The 18,009-nt window shown below is 32.8% G+C and carries 14 protein-coding genes and 1 pseudogene; 9 read left to right on the forward strand and 6 right to left on the reverse strand.

Going from position 1 to position 18,009, the window contains the following annotated elements:
• Positions 1-84 precede the first annotated feature (84 nt).
• The 3 genes from ACP7AT_RS11135 to ACP7AT_RS11145 all read left to right on the forward strand — a co-directional run bounded on the left by ACP7AT_RS11135 (position 85) and on the right by ACP7AT_RS11145 (position 4,405).
• Complete coding sequence (locus ACP7AT_RS11135; protein WP_426064389.1) at positions 85-1,662, forward strand: hypothetical protein; 1,578 nt, start codon at positions 85-87, stop codon at positions 1,660-1,662.
• A 117-nt stretch (positions 1,663-1,779) separates the two neighbouring features.
• On the forward strand, positions 1,780-2,640 hold the full coding sequence (locus tag ACP7AT_RS11140; RefSeq protein WP_426064390.1) for an NAD(P)-dependent oxidoreductase: 861 nt from the start codon (positions 1,780-1,782) through the stop codon (positions 2,638-2,640).
• Positions 2,641-2,776: 136 nt separating this feature from the next.
• The gene (locus ACP7AT_RS11145) at positions 2,777-4,405 is read left to right on the forward strand and encodes a S41 family peptidase (protein ID WP_426064391.1); all 1,629 of its coding nucleotides are present in this window, start codon (positions 2,777-2,779) and stop codon (positions 4,403-4,405) included.
• A 94-nt stretch (positions 4,406-4,499) separates the two neighbouring features.
• Here ACP7AT_RS11145 and ACP7AT_RS11150 read toward each other — a convergent pair whose 3' ends face one another.
• Positions 4,500-4,727: a CDGSH iron-sulfur domain-containing protein gene (locus tag ACP7AT_RS11150; RefSeq protein ID WP_113665273.1), complete on the reverse strand. Its 228-nt coding sequence runs from the start codon at positions 4,725-4,727 to the stop codon at positions 4,500-4,502.
• A 261-nt stretch (positions 4,728-4,988) separates the two neighbouring features.
• Here ACP7AT_RS11150 and ACP7AT_RS11155 point away from each other — a divergent pair, with 261 nt between their 5' ends.
• The 4 genes from ACP7AT_RS11155 to ACP7AT_RS11170 all read left to right on the forward strand — a co-directional run bounded on the left by ACP7AT_RS11155 (position 4,989) and on the right by ACP7AT_RS11170 (position 8,896).
• The gene (locus ACP7AT_RS11155) at positions 4,989-6,308 is read left to right on the forward strand and encodes a serine hydrolase domain-containing protein (RefSeq protein ID WP_426064392.1); all 1,320 of its coding nucleotides are present in this window, start codon (positions 4,989-4,991) and stop codon (positions 6,306-6,308) included.
• 278 nt (positions 6,309-6,586) lie between these two features.
• Positions 6,587-7,639, forward strand: a complete 1,053-nt coding sequence (locus tag ACP7AT_RS11160) for a glycosyltransferase family 9 protein (protein ID WP_426064393.1) — start codon at positions 6,587-6,589, stop codon at positions 7,637-7,639.
• 83 nt (positions 7,640-7,722) lie between these two features.
• On the forward strand, positions 7,723-8,184 hold the full coding sequence (locus tag ACP7AT_RS11165; RefSeq protein ID WP_426064394.1) for a VOC family protein: 462 nt from the start codon (positions 7,723-7,725) through the stop codon (positions 8,182-8,184).
• A 202-nt stretch (positions 8,185-8,386) separates the two neighbouring features.
• Positions 8,387-8,896 carry a pyridoxamine 5'-phosphate oxidase family protein gene (locus tag ACP7AT_RS11170; RefSeq protein WP_426064395.1) on the forward strand — a complete coding sequence of 170 codons (510 nt, stop codon included), beginning with the start codon at positions 8,387-8,389 and terminating at the stop codon, positions 8,894-8,896.
• Between the two features lie 64 nt (positions 8,897-8,960).
• Here ACP7AT_RS11170 and ACP7AT_RS11175 read toward each other — a convergent pair whose 3' ends face one another.
• The 4 genes from ACP7AT_RS11175 to ACP7AT_RS11190 form a co-directional block, all read right to left on the reverse strand.
• A complete protein-coding gene (locus ACP7AT_RS11175; RefSeq protein ID WP_426064396.1) occupies positions 8,961-10,457 on the reverse strand; it encodes a LysM peptidoglycan-binding domain-containing protein in 1,497 nt (498 codons plus the stop codon).
• Positions 10,458-11,171: 714 nt separating this feature from the next.
• Positions 11,172-13,439: an aconitate hydratase gene (locus ACP7AT_RS11180; protein WP_426064397.1), complete on the reverse strand. Its 2,268-nt coding sequence runs from the start codon at positions 13,437-13,439 to the stop codon at positions 11,172-11,174.
• Between the two features lie 273 nt (positions 13,440-13,712).
• Positions 13,713-14,666, reverse strand: coding sequence for an AAA family ATPase (locus ACP7AT_RS11185; protein ID WP_426064398.1), 954 nt, complete (start codon positions 14,664-14,666; stop codon positions 13,713-13,715).
• Between the two features lie 117 nt (positions 14,667-14,783).
• The gene (locus ACP7AT_RS11190; protein WP_426064399.1) at positions 14,784-16,214 is read right to left on the reverse strand and encodes a peptidylprolyl isomerase; all 1,431 of its coding nucleotides are present in this window, start codon (positions 16,212-16,214) and stop codon (positions 14,784-14,786) included.
• A gap of 1,224 nt (positions 16,215-17,438) precedes the next feature.
• Between ACP7AT_RS11190 and ACP7AT_RS11195 the strand changes: the two genes are divergently transcribed.
• On the forward strand, positions 17,439-17,561 hold the full coding sequence (locus tag ACP7AT_RS11195; RefSeq protein ID WP_426064400.1) for a hypothetical protein: 123 nt from the start codon (positions 17,439-17,441) through the stop codon (positions 17,559-17,561).
• A 147-nt stretch (positions 17,562-17,708) separates the two neighbouring features.
• Positions 17,709-17,831 (forward strand): hypothetical protein, encoded by a 123-nt coding sequence (locus ACP7AT_RS11200; RefSeq protein ID WP_426064401.1) that lies wholly within the window; start codon positions 17,709-17,711, stop codon positions 17,829-17,831.
• A 67-nt stretch (positions 17,832-17,898) separates the two neighbouring features.
• Here ACP7AT_RS11200 and ACP7AT_RS11205 read toward each other — a convergent pair.
• Positions 17,899-18,009, reverse strand: a pseudogene (locus ACP7AT_RS11205) (IS30 family transposase); the annotation flags it as partial.

Consider the following 18,009-nt stretch of genomic DNA (forward strand, 5'->3'; position numbering starts at 1 on the left):
CCAACTAAATTTGATATAGTTTACAAAAAAATTTTCGTGTATATGCCTTCGTCAAAAGTCGCATACAAATAAAATAAGCAACAAATGGAAAAAGATTATTTCCTTCTAGAGGATAAAAAAAAGGAAATTGAATCCAAATTTTCAATCAAAAATGGTTGGTTAAAAATATATGAAGACGAATCAAAAGATTCTGACGATTCTGCTGGAATTTATTGTTGTCTAATATCAAATGATAAGTTTGATAAATATAGTGAAGACTATAATTGGCCAATTTCAATGGGCTATGAGGGTAAACCTTCTGTTTATGGAGATAATACTTATAAAAGTAATGACGAAGAAGGATTAGAGCCTTTTTTGTTTTACAAAAGCTTTTCACTACAAGAGACATCAATAAAATACATAGATATATCAGAAGAATTCATTCTCTATTTCAGACTTTACGAAAAGGGGAATGACAAACAAAATCGTACCTTTTATTATGTAAATGATTATGGTGAATTGGATGAAGTTCTGATAATCGAACCAAAATTGATTAAAGTTAAAATCAAATACTTGAAAGAATATATTACAATGAGAGATATGAACTTTGTGGTATGTTATGATTTTATGAGGCTTCTAAAAAATATACCTTCAGATTGGAATATTGAACATAAAGACGAGTTAATAAAGGAAAGCAATTTTATTTATAGTCATTTAATAAGGGATGTATCTGACGAAACTCAAAGTTGGGTCATGGGTAAAGTTTTCATAAAGCCAAATGAAATTAAAAAATCACATTTTGATTTAGCAGAATCTAAAAATGAAAATTTCATAATTGGAGTTGATGATGAAGGAGAATCAATTTATGAAAACTGCGGAGAAACTGACGGAAATCATTTCAAAGTAACCTACTTTAAAAAAGAAGTTTTGAACAAATATTATAACGAACCTAACAAATATCAAGTTGATGGATTTAGTGTTGACTCAAAATTTTTCAGATTAAAAATAGACAATAATGTTGATGAGTATATTCCGGTCTTTCTTACCAATTTAAGAATGCTTCCAGAAATGGAACAGCTTCATTGGAAACAATATAATATTACACCTAAAGAAGGAATGAATATTAGCCGAACATATTATAGAACAATGATAGAAGGAGAATGGGCAGAACAACCGGAAACAGTTGATTTATTTTTTAAATCAAAGTATGAAAGCTTTAACAAAAAGTGGGAAGACAAATTTGGTTGGAAATTATATAAACCATTATCTTCAAAAGACGAGTATTTATTTACAGCATTGCACAAAATAACTTCTAATAATGTCAAAGCCTTTTGTGAGCAAACCTCAACTATTGTAAAACTAACAATTGACAGGTTAAACGAAAAAGAACTAGCGAAAGGGTTACATTTAGATTCAAAAGCCAGAGGAATTGCAAAATTTGAGAAATTTTTAGAATCTAAAGGTATGCAAATACCGGATATGTTTCAGTTTCTTAGAAACCTTCAAAATTTGAGGTCGGGATTAATTGCCCATACATTCAGTGAATCGAATGAAGATTGTAATAAAGCACTTAAATATTTCGGGATTGAAAATGATAATTACGTAAAGGTATTAGACGAAATATTTGTGAAATCTGTTTTCACATTTAATACTTTGGAAAATTATTTTGATTTAAAAGAATAAAAACCCAATGACTAAAGTCATTTTGCAAAACCCGACCTCGCTGATATACAACAATCGTTCGCGCAGTTTTGTAAAATGTGCCCATAATGAGCAGATAATCTAAATAACACAAAAACTATGAATACATTAAAATTAGGATGGACAGGTCTTGGCAACATGGGAAACCCAATGGTGATGAACCTGCTCAAAGCAGGTTTTGAAGTAACGGTTTTCAATCGTACCAAAGAAAAAGAAGCGCCATTACTGGCTGCAGGAGCAAAATCAGCGAGCAGTTTGCAAGAATTAATGGAAACCTGTGACGTAGTTTTGACGATGTTATCCAATGATGCGGCTGTCAAAGAAGTTTTTGAGGGACCAACAGGTTTATTGTCTAAAACCAATCCGGGTAAAACCATCACCAATATGAGTACGGTTGCTCCGGAAACCTCGCGTTATTTAAACACCATTTGCAAACAACATAACGTACATTTTATAGACGCTCCCGTTTCTGGAAGTGTAAAACCAGCACAAGACGGAACGCTGGTCATTCTTGTGGGCGCTTCGAATGAAGATTACGAATTAGCCAAACCGATATTTGACGTTTTGGGTAAAATTGCGATTCACGTAGGCGAACCTAGCGTGGCAAGTTCAGCTAAATTAGCCATCAATTACTTATTGGGACTAAATCTTCAAGGAATAGCCGAAACGGTTTTATTTGCCGAGAAAAACGGCGTAAGCAAAGAAGACATGCTCAACATCATCAATCAAGGCGCTTGCGGCAACGGAATCACGAATATAAAAACACCTTCCATTCTGAACGATTCCTATCCGGCAGCATTTGCGTTGAAACATTTAGTCAAAGACTTAAGACTGGCCATAGAAGCCGGACTTAATTCCCCGTTGATTCATCCTTTGTACGACAGTTTTGCTGCAGCAGAACAAGAAGGATTAGGCGATCAAGATGTTATGGCGATTATCAGCAGTTTAAAAATTAAGTAACTTTTGGGTATTATTCTGGAAACCAAACTCCGCTTTGTTCTCTGAAAACCACAATAACAATGATTTAGTTCCTCGTTATTTTTAAAAAAATACTAATATATTCGAAAGGCTATAAAATGAAATAAGTTTCGATAATATGAAAAAAACTTTTCTACTTCTAATTTTAATCTGCTTTAGTTTTAATCACCTAATTGCTCAACAAAAGATTTCAGATACCGAAAAATTAGCTTCAATTGGTAAAATTTATGGTTTTTTAAAATATTATCATCCAGAAGTTGGAAAGGGTAAATATGATTGGGATAAAGAATTTATAAAATACTTGCCTCAAGTACTTGAAGCTAGCGACAAGGAATCTTTATCAAAAATTTATAGCAATTGGATTAATGTTTTGGGCAATATTGAAAAATGTAAAAATTGTTTTTCGGATCAACTTCTTTTTGATAAAAATTTCAACCTTTTTTGGACACAAGATTCAGAGATTTTCAATGCTGAACTGAAAGCAAAATTAAAATATATTGAAGAAAACAGATTTCAAGGAGAAAATTTCTATGTCACAACAGAACCTGTTGGAACTATTAAAGTTACAAATGAATCTGTTTATCAAAATTTTTCATATCCAAGTGAAGAATACAGATTGTTAGGCTTATTCAAATATTGGAATATCATTGAATATTTCTATCCTTACAAATATCTTACTGACCAAAAATGGGATTCTGTATTAACAGAAATGATTCCAAAATTCAGAAGCGCATCCAATAAAGAAGAATATCAGTCTCTCGTTAAAGAACTCATTGCAAAATTAGACGACACACACGCTTGGATAAGTTTTGATAACGAAAAGCCCAAGTATCTTCCTGTCAAAATTTCAAACATTGAAAATAAAGCGGTAGTTTCTGGTTTCTACAATGATTCTATTGCAAAAATCAACAATATAAAATTGGGCGATGTGATATTGAAAATTGATGATTTAGAGATTCAAAAAGAAACAGAAAAAAAATCAAAATATATTGCAGGCTCAAATGCAAATATTAAAATTCGACAGACTTACAACGAAATTCTTCTTGGAAAGAATAGTACCTCGACATTGACTATCGAAAGGAATAATCAAATCGAAAAAATTAAAGTTAATCGCTATAATTTCGACGACTTTAAATATTGGGACAACCCCACAGCAATTAAAACAAAGTCAATAAACGAAAAAATTGGTTATGTAAATATGGCAAGTATTAAAGGTGCTGACGTTTCTAATATCTTTAAATCTTTTAAAAATAAAAAAACGATAATAATTGACTTGAGGAATTACCCCGCTTCTGTTTACAAATTGCTTTCAAAATATTTAAATTCTGAAAAAAGAGATTTCAGTAAAGTTTACGCTCCTACTATGGATTATCCCGGAAAGTTCCGATATAAAGAAAATTTACAAACGGGTATAAAAAATAAAAATAATTTTAAGGGAAAAGTTATCCTTTTAGTAAATGATGAATCAATAAGTAAATCAGAATTTACTGCCATGGCAATCCAAACGGCTGATAATGTAATTACCATTGGAAATCAAACCGCAGGTGCGGATGGAAACATATTTGTTTTTGAGTACATTGGAGGGTACAAAACAGCAATCTCAGGTCTTGGAATTATGTATCCTGATAAAACCGAAACACAAAGAAAAGGAGTTAAAATTGATATAGAAATTAAACCAACAATTGAGGGTTTAAAACAAGGTCGAGATGAAATTTTAGAAAAGGCAATTGAATTAGGCTCTGAATAAAATAATAATACTTGCAATATCTAATCACAAACACAAGAAAAGCTAAATCCGTAAAGATTTAGCTTTTCTTATTTATTCGAATCAGAAAACGATTTTACTTCGTTTTTACTGGTGGCAAGTCAAATGCAGCTGATTCATGCTCAAAACCGTTACGGTGGGAACCATCGCAAAAAGGTTTGTTTGCCGACAATCCGCAACGGCAAAGACCCAAAGCCGTTCTTCCTTCTAATCCGTATGTTTTTCCTTCGCAGTCTGTTATTTCGAAATCGCCTTCTATTTTTATAGAACCATTGCGATTGATTGTTAGTTTAGTCTTGCTCATAATGCTATTTATTTATTTTTAGAGTTCAAAGATTGCAAAATATTTCAGGACCTTTTCGCATTGCTGTGCTTTTTTTTTGATTCCAAAACGTAATTTACATTAATTCTATTTTGCATAACCCGAAACCTAGGAAATTTGACTTGATGCTACTACAAAGAAAACCGTTCCTTGCTATCCCAACAATCAGCATAAACAATCAATCTACTAAACAAATAATTGACTATTTTTAGAGCTTTAAATCAATTCAGTAATCAAACTCTCATGAAAAAGAAAATCGCAATCACCCTGTTTTTAGGATTCCTAGTTGGGACAAGCTATGCTCAAAAAATGAACGTCGCCAAACTCGACAGTTTATTTCAGATTTTAGAAGCCAAAGATAAATTTATGGGCAGCATTGCTGTTTCACAAAACGGAACGCTACTTTATTCGAAATCCATTGGAATGGATGATATAGAAAGCAATAAAAAAGCAAGTAATTTGTCAAAATACCGTGTGGGTTCGATTTCAAAAATGTTTACTTCAGCATTAGTGTTCAAAGCCATCGAAGATAAAAAACTATCGTTGAAACAAACTACCGAAACTTTTTTCCCAAACATTGAAAATGCAAATAAAATAACCATTAGTAATTTATTAAACCACCGAAGCGGCATTTATAATTTTACCAATGCGCCGGAATACATGAACTACAACACCCAATCAAAATCTGAAAAAGAAATGGTGGAAATAATTGCCAAAGGGAAAAGTATTTTTGAGCCTAACAGCAAAGCCGATTACAGCAACTCCAATTATGTTTTATTGAGTTACATTCTTGAGAAAATATACAAAAAGCCATTTAAAACTATTTTGAACGACAAAATTGTAAAACCCTTAGGCTTAAAAAACACCTATATTGGAGGTAAAATTAACATTCAAAACAACGAAAGCAATTCGTATTCTTTTTCTGAAAAATGGGTAAAAGAAACGGAAACCGATATGTCAATCCCAATGGGAGCTGGCGCAGTGGTTTCTAACCCACAAGATTTGACGCTGTTTATTGAAAAGCTTTTCGCCAACGCCATAATCACCGAAAGTAGTCTGAAGCAAATGACAGCCTTACAAGAAAACTACGGAATGGGGATTTTCCAGTATCCGTTTTATGACAAGAAAAGCTTTGGTCATACCGGAGGAATTGATGAATTCAGATCGACTTTATCTTATTTTCCAGAAGACAAACTAGCTGTTGCTTTAACCTCTAACGGCAAAACTTACGACAATAATGACATTATGATTGCCGCTTTAAGTGCATATTACAACAAACCATTTACAATTCCGACTTTTAAAATTATTGCGCTGAAAAGTGAGGATTTAGATCCTTATTTAGGAGAATATTCAGATTCCGGATTTCCGATGAAAATTACAATCACAAAAGAAAATACTAAACTTTTTGCACAAGCAACAGGTCAATCTGCCTTTCCACTAGAACCTACTGAAAAAGATAGTTTCGAATTTATAACGGCAGGAATAAAATTAGAATTTAAACCAAATGAAAAGCAGATGATTTTAAAACAAGGCGGTGGAAAATTTACTTTGACGAAAAAATAAAAAGAATTTCGTAAGCGCCTACACGCATAAAAATTCTATCGTATACCTTTTACTAAATTTTGTATGTTCTAGTCATGCAAACAAAATATTTTTTAACTGCACACAAGATTGGATTATATCAAAGGACGCAAACCACAATATTTCGATGTATATTGTACATTTGTCGAGACGAAGTACACCTTAGATTGTGAGTATACTGTAAAGCTAAAAACACCAACTATCAACATCAGATTCATTTTTAAACAAAAAAATTCACTTGTAAATCCTATTTTAACAGCATGAGTATCTTAAAAAAAGTAAATGTATTTCGAAGAATTGTAACACATGGATTAACCAAAAACATTGGCAGTTCACAAAAAAATTACAAAATAGATTTAACACAAAAAATCGAGATAAAAAGGGTTTTAATATCCAGACCTAATCACAGGCTGGGCAATTTATTACTCATTACGCCACTGGTACAAGATGTAATCACAACTTTTCCGGACTGTAAAATTGACTTGTTTGTAAAAGGTGGTTTAGCGCCAATTGTATTTAAAAATTACACGAACATCAATTACATAATTGAACTTCCCAAAAAACCTTTCAAAGACTTAATTGATTATTTTAAGGTTTGGCTAAAAATTAAAAAGCAAAAATATGACATCGTCATAAATGTAGATAAAAACTCATCATCCGGGCGATTATCGGCACAATTTGCTGACGCCAAATACAAATTTTTTGGAGAAATGGATGAAAACATGCCATTAAAATACAACGATTATGAGCACATTGCAAAATATCCCGTTTATGAATTCAGAAGCTTTTTAACCAAATTGGGTTTTCCTGAAAATGAAAATCCTGTACCATCCTTAGACCTAAAATTGACTGTTTCGGAAATAAATGAAGGTCAAAATATAGTAAAAGGCCTTACTAAAAATGAAAAAGAAACCATTTGTATATTTACTTATGCAACTTCTGATAAATGCTATTCAACTACTTGGTGGGAAGAATTTTACGAACGTTTGAAAACAGAATACCAAAATTATAATATTATTGAAATCTTACCAGTTGAAAATATTTCACAAATAGGTTTTAAAGCACCTACTTTTTACAGTAAAGATGTTAGAGAAATTGCCTCCGTAATTGCGAACACTATACTTTTTATTGGTGCGGACAGCGGAATAATGCATTTAGCCAGTGCTGCAAAAACACCTACAATTGGACTTTTTTCACGTCAAAATATAAACATGTATAAACCGTACAACAATAATAGCGTAGCTATAGATACGAATACTGGCGATAAAGAAGACTGGGTTAAAACAATAAACGCCGTAATTGCTAAAGTGTGATTACTGATCGAAAATAAAATTTAAGCGAAATAATTTAATGTAAAAAAGCAAATAATAAAACCACTTAATTATAATTTAATAACATGAAAACAAAATTTTTTATCCCTGTATTATTCGCCTGCATTTGTACCGGAAACCTTTGGGGACAAAGTCAAGATAACTTTACTTTAAAATTAGATCACATGGCGCTTTCAGTAAAAAATCTGGAAAAATCAGTTGCGTTTTATAAAAATGTCTTGAAACTTTCAGAAATTACCAACGGTACCAAAAAGGAAGGCATTCGATGGGTTTCCTTAGGAGAGGGAAAAGAATTGCACCTTGTTTCTACTATTAAAGAACCCGTTACTGTAAACAAAGCGGTTCATTTGGCTTTTAAAGTCACTCATTTTGATTCATTGATACAACTATTGAAATCCCAAAATATTATGTATTCTGACTGGCCGGGAACACTTTATAAAATCACTGTTCGCGCGGATGGGATCAAACAAATCTACCTTCAGGATCCTGATGGATACTGGATTGAGATTAATAGCGATGAGAAATAATATATATTTTTTCAAAACTATTAACGTCCTCCTATACTACCATTTTTAAGCATTTCAATTTGCGTTCACAACTTTTTTTCAATAAAAAATCTGCGAAAAATGAAACTTTTGTATTAAATTATGTAATAGATTTTGCTGTTTTGTCTCCTAACTTTGTAAAACAAATTTAAAATGTATTTCCATAAAAATAAAAATCAGGATCATGAGTGATAAAGCAAATGAGCACACAGTTGAAGGAATAGAAAAACTTAGAAGTCTGGTTGAGGAAATCAATACCTGTCTTTTTTGTACCAATCTCAAAACTAATGATGGAGCAACCACCAGACCCATGGGAGCCGTAAAAGTATGTGATGAAGGGAATATTTGGTTTTTCAGCCAAAAAGACAGCGATAAAAACAAAGAAGTAGAGCAAGATTCTAATGTTCAATTGTTTTTTGCACATCCTGGCAAAGGAAGTTACATGGTTGTGAATGGTGAAGCAACAATTACAACTGACCGTGAAAAAATAGAAGAACTTTGGTCTCCAGTAATAAATATATGGTTTAAAGATGGTAAAAATGACCCTAATATTTCTCTCATTAAAGTAAAACCCACGAGTGCTTATTATTGGGACACGGACGGAAACCAAATGATTAATTTTCTAAAAATGGCTGCCTCTGTTGCAACAGGCAATAATTATATAAGTGGAACTGAGGGAGAAATAAAAATGTAAATAAACAAAAACGCGTTAAATGTTGGAGGATTTTTGTAAGTAAATTGCCAAATTCTCGAGAAAATTATTGCAACACTCTGTTGATTTGAGAGAAATTTTTCTGATAATATTTTTCTTTTGTGGAAGAAATAATAACTCCATTACTCACCGAGGAGTGAATGAATTTAATTTCATCTTCACAAACTTCAACTACCATTCCTACATGATTAATCCGATTTCTGCCATTTGTTTTAAAGAAAATCAAATCACCTTTTTTAGCTTCTTGCGTATTAACTACAGTACCAATACTGGATTGTTCACGAGATGTTCTTGGTAATTTAATATCAAATGATCCAAAAGTAGTACACATTAAACCAGAGCAGTCAAATCCAGATTTTGTAGTTCCACCTGTGCGGTACCGTGAACCTATATTTTCAGACGCACGTTCTATCAACTGGTCTAAAAATTCATGACTGAACGTAGGAGTAACTGAATTATTAAAATCGATTTTGGAAATTTCTAAGGTTGTATTATCTTTTGAATCCGCACTTACAATTGCATCGTTATTGCTAGTTATATTATTTGCTCGGATATTCAATGTGTAACCTACCGGAAGATTGTTTTTGACTTCAGGATTTTGTTTTTCTAGTTCCTGAACTGTAATTCCATATTGTTTTGCGATCGCATATTTAGTTTCTTTAGGCAACACCTCACGGATAATTGTCTGTGATAAATTATTTTGAGATGTTTCGTTTTGAGAAACTAAATTAGTTACTGTTTGCTGCAAATCGGAAGATTTTGAAACTAAAGCTTCTTCTAATTTTGGCGTAATTGCTGGAAGTGTAGCAACAATTTTTGAAGTAATTTCAGGAAATTCTTTAGATTCTTGTACTGCTAAAACTATTTTAGTGCTTTCTAAAAAAGGTCCCGGAATATTAATTTTCTGACCAACTCTAAGTGCTTTTACTCCTATTCCCGGATTCGCTTTATCAAATTCCTTAATCGTGATTCCGTATTTTTTTGTGATGGAATACTTGGTTTCTTTTGGCAACACTTCCCAACTAGATGTTGCTGGACTTGAAGTTGGAGTTTCGATTGACAAAGAAGCAGTAGCTAATTCTTTTTTGGTTTCGATTTGTTTTGCAACTGCTGAAGTTTTGGCTTCCGTCACAATAACGTTGTCGGGAATATTTATTTTTTGACCAATTTTTAATTCTGAAGAAGCGAGTGTCGGATTGACTTGGTTTAATTCTTTAACGGAGATTCCGTATTGTTTTGCGATTCCGTAAAGGGTTTCTTTGGGTTGAACTTCGTGTTCTTTAGCGGAATGTTTTATTGCAATCTTGGTTTTATCGGTAGTCTTTTTTGTGGAAGCAATTGGAATTAATAAAACAGAATTGAGTTTTAAAAGATTCTTGGCATTGGGATTTAATTTAAAAATAGCGCTTTGTTTAACTTCATATTTCTCAGCGATACTCGATATTGTTTCCCCTTTTGTTATAGTGTGTTTTGTGATTTTTTCCTGTGAAAAAAGAACGACACTATTTAAAAAAATTAATGTTATTATTACTCTTAAACTCATATTCATTTATTTCAAATTACTTACCCCATTGTATTCTTCCTAGCGATTTCGGGATATAATTATTAAATTTCGCTTAGGCTTGCACTTTTATTATTTTATTCTATAAAACATAAAAAATCTTAATCTCTTTTGTAAAAAGAGGGAAGTAATATGTGCGTTTTATTATTTTGTTGATTTTTTTGTTAAAATTGCAAAAGCAATTTACAACATAACGCAAGACAATTGTAATTATGTTTGCGCAGAAAATAAATTATAGAAACAGAATCGATTAATATACCAATTCAATAAAATTTCAATAATAATTTTATTTTTCTTAATTGCTAATTTAAACTATAATATCAAAAAACGCTTCTTTTTTTTTAATTTTAACGTTGTTTTCATTTATTCGCTTCTTTTTTTGATTAATTCTAATCATTTTCAATTGAAAACTATTCTCTATTGAAAAATCATTTTTTTTGTACAATTGTGATTTATGGGTGAATTTTTAGTTCCGGCTTAGCCCTGATAAAAGTGGAAAGCCTTATGAAGCAGAATTGCTTATTTTTCCTGAGAAAAAAAAGCGACTGAAAGAAGCTCTTTATTTATCTTGGAAAAAAGCAATTGAGCGAAAAAGCTTGAAACGGTGAGCAGGAAATAGCTCCTAAAATAAATTGCTATTGAAACAAAAAACTCCCAAGTTTCCTTGAGAGTTTTAAAAATAAATTATTTAAATGCTTATGCTTTTCCAGCAGCAGCAATCAAGTTTAATGCTGAACCAGCAACGAACCAACCAATTTGCCCTTCATTATACGTGTGGTTTGCCAAAATAATATCTTTAGTTCCATCAGCGTGAATGAATTCTAATGTTAATGGTTTTCCTGGAGCAAAATCAATTAAATCAGTGAAGTTGATCGTATCATCTTCCTGAATTTTATCATAATCTGCTTCGGTAGCAAACGTCAATCCTAAAAGACCTTGTTTTTTAAGGTTTGTTTCATGGATACGAGCAAATGATTTTACCAATACAGCTTTCACACCTAAGAAACGAGGTTCCATTGCGGCATGCTCACGGGAAGATCCTTCCCCGTAGTTATGATCTCCAACAACAATTGAAGGAACGCCAGCTGCTTTGTAAGCACGTGCTACAGCAGGAACTGCATCATAAGTACCAGTCAACTGATTTTTAACTGTATTTGGTTTTTGGTTGAATGCATTGATTGCACCAATCAACATATTATTAGAAATATTATCTAAATGTCCACGGAAACGCAACCATGGTCCAGCCATAGAGATGTGATCTGTTGTACATTTTCCGAAAGCTTTGATAAGCAATTTAGCATTTGTGATGTTTTTTCCATCCCAAGGCAAGAAAGGAGCTAACAATTGCAATCTTTCCGAAGTTTCACTTACAGAAACCTCAACACCTGAACCGTCTTCGGCTGGAGCCTGAAAACCTGGGTCTTCAGCATCAAAACCTTTTGGAGGCAATTCATTTCCTGTTGGAGCGTCCAGTTTTACTTCTTCTCCATTTTCATTGATTAAAGTATCAGTCAACGGATTGAAACCTAAATCTCCAGCAATTGCTAAAGCGGTTACCAACTCAGGTGAACCTACAAAAGCCAAAGTGTTTGGATTTCCATCAGCACGTTTTGAGAAGTTACGGTTGAAAGAGTGAACGATTGTGTTGCGTTCTTCTTTTTCAGCTCCTTCTCTGTCCCACATTCCGATACATGGTCCGCAAGCGTTGGCAAAAACAGTTGCTCCCATTTTATCGAAAATATCGATAAATCCGTCACGTTCTATCGTATAACGCACTACTTCAGAACCTGGAGTAATGGTAAATTGAGATTTTATTTTTAAATTTTTATCGGTAACTTGTTTAGCCAAAGAAGCTGCACGAGCGATATCTTCGTACGAAGAGTTCGTACAAGAACCAATCAAACCAACTTCGATTTTTAAAGGCCAGTTGTTTTTGATTGCTTCCTCTTTCATTTTAGAAATTGGAGTCGCTAAATCTGGCGTATAAGGACCGTTTAAATGAGGCTCTAATTCGTCCAAGTTGATTTCGATAACTTGATCAAAATACAATTCTGGATTCGCATATACTTCAGCATCACCTGTTAAGTAAGGAGCAATTTTATCGGCTGCATCAGCAACATCAGCTCTGTTAGTTGAACGTAAATAACGGCTCATAGAATCGTCATAACCAAATGTAGAAGTGGTAGCACCAATTTCGGCACCCATATTACAGATAGTTCCTTTTCCAGTACAAGACATAGAAGTAGCTCCTTCACCAAAATATTCAACGATAGCTCCTGTTCCACCTTTTACAGTAAGAATTCCTGCGACTTTAAGAATAACATCTTTTGGAGCTGTCCAACCTGAAAGTTTTCCAGTCAATTTTACTCCAATTAATTTAGGGAATTTTAATTCCCAAGCCATTCCCGACATAACATCAACAGCATCAGCACCACCTACACCAATTGCTACCATTCCTAAACCACCTGCATTTACAGTGTGAGAATCGGTACCAATCATCATTCCACCTGGAAAAGCATAATTTTCAAGAACCACTTGGTGAATAATACCTGCTCCTGGTTTCCAGAAACCAATTCCGTACTTATTTGATACTGACGAAAGAAATTCAAACACTTCATTACTTTGCGTTTTTGCTCTGGCCAAATCGGTTACAGCATCAACTTTAGCTTGAATCAAGTGATCACAATGCACCGTCGTAGGAACAGCCACTTTAGATTTTCCGGCATGCATGAATTGCAACAATGCCATTTGAGCCGTTGCATCTTGACAAGCAACTCTGTCTGGTGCAAAATCAACATAATCTGCACCCCTTGTAAAAGCTTGAGACGGCATTCCATCCCAAAGGTGATTGTACAAAATTTTCTCTGTTAAAGTAAGTGGACGCCCAACAATTTCGCGTGCTTTATCAACACGGGTTGTCATGTTGTCGTACACTTTTTTAATCATTTCAATATCAAAAGCCATAATGTGTAGGGATTGTTTGTTATATGTAGTGCAAATTTAAGTATTTAAGATGAGAATTAAAAAGAATTTAATGAAACTCACCTTTCTAAAAATTATTATTATAAAAAAACCGATTTCACTGCATTAAATTGAGAAAATAATAGATTTTCGATATAATTTTAAATAATTGACAATTTAGAATCCTTTTTTTAACAAAATCTAAATTATACTTCTTTTAAAAACATTCAAAAACCCCTTAGCTATATCGATTTCTTTCAACTAATTTAGGAAGGATTAAAGCAACTTATCAATGATCATTTCTTCGGTAATTCCTTCGGCATCGGCTTTATAGTTTTTAATAATTCGATGACGCAAAATACCAGTTGCCACGGCTTTAACATCTTCTATATCCGGAGAAAATTTTCCGTTAAAAGCAGCATTTGCTTTGGCTGCCAAAATCAAATTTTGCGATGCTCTCGGTCCTGCTCCCCAGTCGATATAATTTTTCACAAACTCATTTGACAATGAATTATCAGGGCGGGTCTTACTCACTAATGTTACCGCATATTCAATTACATTGTCAGCCACAGGAATTCTACGGATCAAATGTTGAAAATCAATTATTTCCTGAGCAGTGAACAAAGGATTTATCGTGTTTTGTATATCCGAAGTAGTTTGTTTCACCACTTGAACTTCTTCTGCAAAAGAAGGATATTCCAGTTTTATCGCAAACATAAAGCGATCTAATTGGGCCTCAGGCAGCGGATAAGTACCTTCCTGCTCAATAGGATTTTGAGTTGCCAAAACAAAATAAGGTAAATCTAATTTATAATTTTCACCTGCGATAGTAACGGAACGCTCCTGCATGGCTTCTAGTAAAGCAGCCTGCGTTTTTGGAGGCGTACGGTTAATCTCGTCTGCCAGAACAATATTCGAAAAAATAGGTCCTTTTATAAATTTGAAATGACGGTTTTCATCCAATATTTCACTTCCTAATATATCTGAAGGCATCAAATCTGGCGTAAACTGAATTCTTTTAAAATTAAGTCCCAATGCTTGTGCCAGCGTATTTACCATCAATGTTTTAGCCAATCCGGGAACACCTACCAATAAAGCATGACCACCAGAAAAAATACAAAGTAAGATTTGATCTACCACTACATCCTGACCTACAATGATTTTTGCGATTTCTTTTTTCAGCTCGTTCCTTTTTTGAACTAAATTATGTATTGCTGCTACGTCTGACATGTATGATGTATTTAAAATTAAAAAGAGTTAGCATTATGAAATCATAAAACTAACTCTTTTTATTTATTTAACGAAAACTTTTTTATTGCTAATCAACCCTCAAGGGTAAAAAGAATTCTATTTTTTAAGCCAATTATTGGTAAAAGTACAATCTCTATATTCACCAATAATTTTAACATATGTTTCTTTTATTTTCTCATCAAACCATTTGCCAATAGCAGTAATTCGTTTGTCTTTCAAAGCCAATTCTTTAATTTTGATGTAATCTTTAGCATAATCTGCTGCATGCTCATCAATTCTGTTGGTTACGGTAATTAATTTGAATTTTTTCTTTCCTTCTTCTCCTTGGTCTAAAATTGGAACCGAAATTTCATTTTCTTTTAAATTAGAAACCTGACTGTAAAATGCAGGATCCATTTTGGTCATTTCAAAACGCGTATCCTGCGTTTGTGGATTAATTAGCGCACCACCATTCGCTCTTGTTTCTTTTTCATCAGATAATGTTCTGGCTGCTTCCGCAAAAGTAATTTCCTTGTCTTCGATTCTTTTTTTAATCAAAGTTACTTTTTCTTTCGCTTCATTTAGAGCCGTTTCAGTTACTGTTGGAGACAATAATATATGACGCAATTCAACTTCTTGTCCTTTTATCTTTTCTATGTAAATAATGTGGTACCCAAAATCCGTTTCAAAAGGAGCTGAAATTTCACCCTCTGCTAAACTAAAAGCAACGTCTTTGAATTCTTTTACAAATGGTGTTTTACGGTTCATCTTGTAGAATCCCCCATTTGACCTAGATCCTGGGTCTTGCGAATACAAAACTGCTTTCGTTGAAAAACTGGAACCTTCTTCTATTTCTTTTTTAAAACCATTCAATCTGTCAATCACTTTTTGCTTGTCCTCTGCAGAAACTTTAGGAGTAACAACAATTTGCGATACTTCTAATTCCACGCCAAAGAATGGAAGATCATCTTTTGGAATTGTTTTGAAATAATTACGAACCTCTTCAGGAGTAATTTCTACAGCATCAACAATTTTGTTTTGCATTTCGGATGTCAACTTCCCTTCCTTTAAAATATCAGAGAAATAAGTTCTAAATTCTTCCTCAGAATCCTTTTTGTAAAATTGTACCACTTTTTCCATAGAGCCGATTTTCTCTATCATGTAGTTCAAACGGTCTTCCAACATACCTTTCACCTCGGCATCAGTAACTACAATACTGTCCTGAATCGCCTGATGTGCATATAATTTGTCTTCTAATAATTTCCCTAACATCTGGCATCTTGTAATGTCTTTTACAGATCCGCCTCCAGCTGAAATTTCAAGATACGACTTGTCAATATCTGAATCTAAAATAATGTAATCGCCAACAGTAGCAATAACACCATCAATTTTTTGTTTTCCAGTTGACTGAATTTTTTTAATCGGGGCAACCACTGAGTCCTTAATAATTTCTTGCGCACTTGTTATTACGCTCGTAAAAAGCAAAAGGAAAAAAGTAAGTGCAATTTTATTATTAATGAATTTCATTTGTATTTTATTTATTGGCATTGTTATAATTTGTATTGATTGTAAAACATTCCTATTCCGTTATCTTTTAACCTCTTTGTAAAAAACCAAATAATTTTTGCAAATATACACTTTAAGAATAAAAAATGGAATTGAATTTTATAATACAATTCTCCTTGATTCTTTAAATTTAAAACGAACAAAAATAGCAATTCAATTACATAATACAAGTTTCCTAACTACTATTAACAAAAAATTATATACGCTTTTATTTATTGACTTCTTAAGCTCCTAAACCATCAAGATACTGAATGTTAAATGAAAAAAAAGTTAAATACTAATTGTATTTTCTTGAATCTCGACTGCATAAATTTTAGACTATTTTTTTTAGTTACATCTGATTTTACTACAAATATTTTCTCTTTGCAATATTCTTTTTAAGACAAAAAAAGACCTAAATTTTAAAAATCTAATACCTAGACGCTTTAAATCCTAAAAAAAGATTTCAGAATTCTCATTAACAGCCCATTATTTTAAAATATTGTAAATACTACAACGTTTCCGGAAAGAAAGAAAATAGTTCCGACAACCATCTTGTAAGAATGCATAAAAAGTTGCTGTTTTATCCAAAAAATAAAAAACAAACGTAGGGCAATTGTAAATACTGTTTATTTTGTTTTCAAACGTAAACAAGTTCATAAACAAAAGAGAAACAAATTAATTATGTTTTACCTTAATTGATTCAACCCAACATCTATTAATTAACCTAAATTACTTTATTTGAAAAAACAAATTTTAAAAGCTTCCCTACTAACTAACCACGGTACTTATAGGCCTTTACTTGTGTAATTCAAATGATGATCTCACAACCAATTATACAGAAGCGGGTGGACAATCTAATGTTACAAACATTATAAAGCACGATGGACGTCCATTCAACGTGTGTAAACAAACCTTACAGCAAATGGAAAATATATGGTAAATCCGCGTGGTGGCGTTATGGTGAAAGCTTTTTGTTGGGATTTACCAGCGTGTAGAACGTGGTAGAATACCCTTGCCGCAAAAATAATTACCTAGTCAAAGTATCGATATTGGTTTCATCTGCTTCCTCCAGTTTCAAAACCTCAAAACGGACCGGTTACTATGGGTTGAGAGGCTAGTAGTTATTTCGATTTTGGAAATTAAAATCAAAATGGAACAATAGAAATAAGATTTGATTGCGGTAAGGACTTATTAAGTTTAATCACAAAAGTGTATCCTTAAAACATGCAGGTCAACGCTAATGTAGTCCTGAACCGCAACATTGGCGGACAATTAGAAAACAATTCATTTATAGAAATACAAACGTACACTAATTTTACCGGTGTCGCTTTTGGAAAATTCAAATAAAATAGAAGTAATTTTTATAAAAATTCTTATGGGAGTAATGATTAAGGCGCTTTTGGAGGATTTTTAAATTAAGCACATGTAGTTCCAAATATACAAGACGGGCTTTGGAAAAGAGCAGACCGAGTAGGTAATTAGTGTAAAAATACAATGAAATTTGATGGCTGGAGATTTGATTACGCAAAAGTTTTTGCTCTTTGGATTATCAAAGACTGGAACGCAAACGTCGGTGGTTTGTTGGTTACCGAATGCGGTAATCCAACGTCAACATAATAAACGACTGGTATAATTATACCAACAGTTCAATTTTTAATTTTGCCTGTTATTTAAAAAGCAGGATTCAAGTTATAAATGCAACTTTTTGATTAAACATAAAATTAGGTGTTTCAAAATTAAATCTTTTTCTTGGTCTATTGTTTAATTTCTCTTGTATTTCTATAATTCTCTCTGG

This window comes from Flavobacterium sp. DSP2-3-1, assembly GCF_049896865.1.
GTDB lineage: Bacteria > Bacteroidota > Bacteroidia > Flavobacteriales > Flavobacteriaceae > Flavobacterium.

Excerpts from the sequence above, each read along its gene's own strand:
- ACP7AT_RS11140 (WP_426064390.1), top strand. The coding sequence starts at position 1,780 with ATGAATACATTAAAATTAGGATGGACAGGTCTTGGCAACATGGGAAAC.
- ACP7AT_RS11150 (WP_113665273.1), bottom strand. The coding sequence starts at position 4,727 with ATGAGCAAGACTAAACTAACAATCAATCGCAATGGTTCTATAAAAATA.
- ACP7AT_RS11180 (WP_426064397.1), bottom strand. The coding sequence starts at position 13,439 with ATGGCTTTTGATATTGAAATGATTAAAAAAGTGTACGACAACATGACA.
- ACP7AT_RS11155 (WP_426064392.1), top strand. The coding sequence starts at position 4,989 with ATGAAAAAGAAAATCGCAATCACCCTGTTTTTAGGATTCCTAGTTGGG.
- ACP7AT_RS11165 (WP_426064394.1), top strand. The coding sequence starts at position 7,723 with ATGAAAACAAAATTTTTTATCCCTGTATTATTCGCCTGCATTTGTACC.
- ACP7AT_RS11175 (WP_426064396.1), bottom strand. The coding sequence starts at position 10,457 with ATGAGTTTAAGAGTAATAATAACATTAATTTTTTTAAATAGTGTCGTT.
- ACP7AT_RS11145 (WP_426064391.1), top strand. The coding sequence starts at position 2,777 with ATGAAAAAAACTTTTCTACTTCTAATTTTAATCTGCTTTAGTTTTAAT.
- ACP7AT_RS11200 (WP_426064401.1), top strand. The coding sequence starts at position 17,709 with ATGAAATTTGATGGCTGGAGATTTGATTACGCAAAAGTTTTTGCTCTT.
- ACP7AT_RS11160 (WP_426064393.1), top strand. The coding sequence starts at position 6,587 with ATGAGTATCTTAAAAAAAGTAAATGTATTTCGAAGAATTGTAACACAT.
- ACP7AT_RS11190 (WP_426064399.1), bottom strand. The coding sequence starts at position 16,214 with ATGCCAATAAATAAAATACAAATGAAATTCATTAATAATAAAATTGCA.
- ACP7AT_RS11135 (WP_426064389.1), top strand. The coding sequence starts at position 85 with ATGGAAAAAGATTATTTCCTTCTAGAGGATAAAAAAAAGGAAATTGAA.
- ACP7AT_RS11185 (WP_426064398.1), bottom strand. The coding sequence starts at position 14,666 with ATGTCAGACGTAGCAGCAATACATAATTTAGTTCAAAAAAGGAACGAG.
- ACP7AT_RS11195 (WP_426064400.1), top strand. The coding sequence starts at position 17,439 with ATGCAGGTCAACGCTAATGTAGTCCTGAACCGCAACATTGGCGGACAA.
- ACP7AT_RS11170 (WP_426064395.1), top strand. The coding sequence starts at position 8,387 with ATGAGTGATAAAGCAAATGAGCACACAGTTGAAGGAATAGAAAAACTT.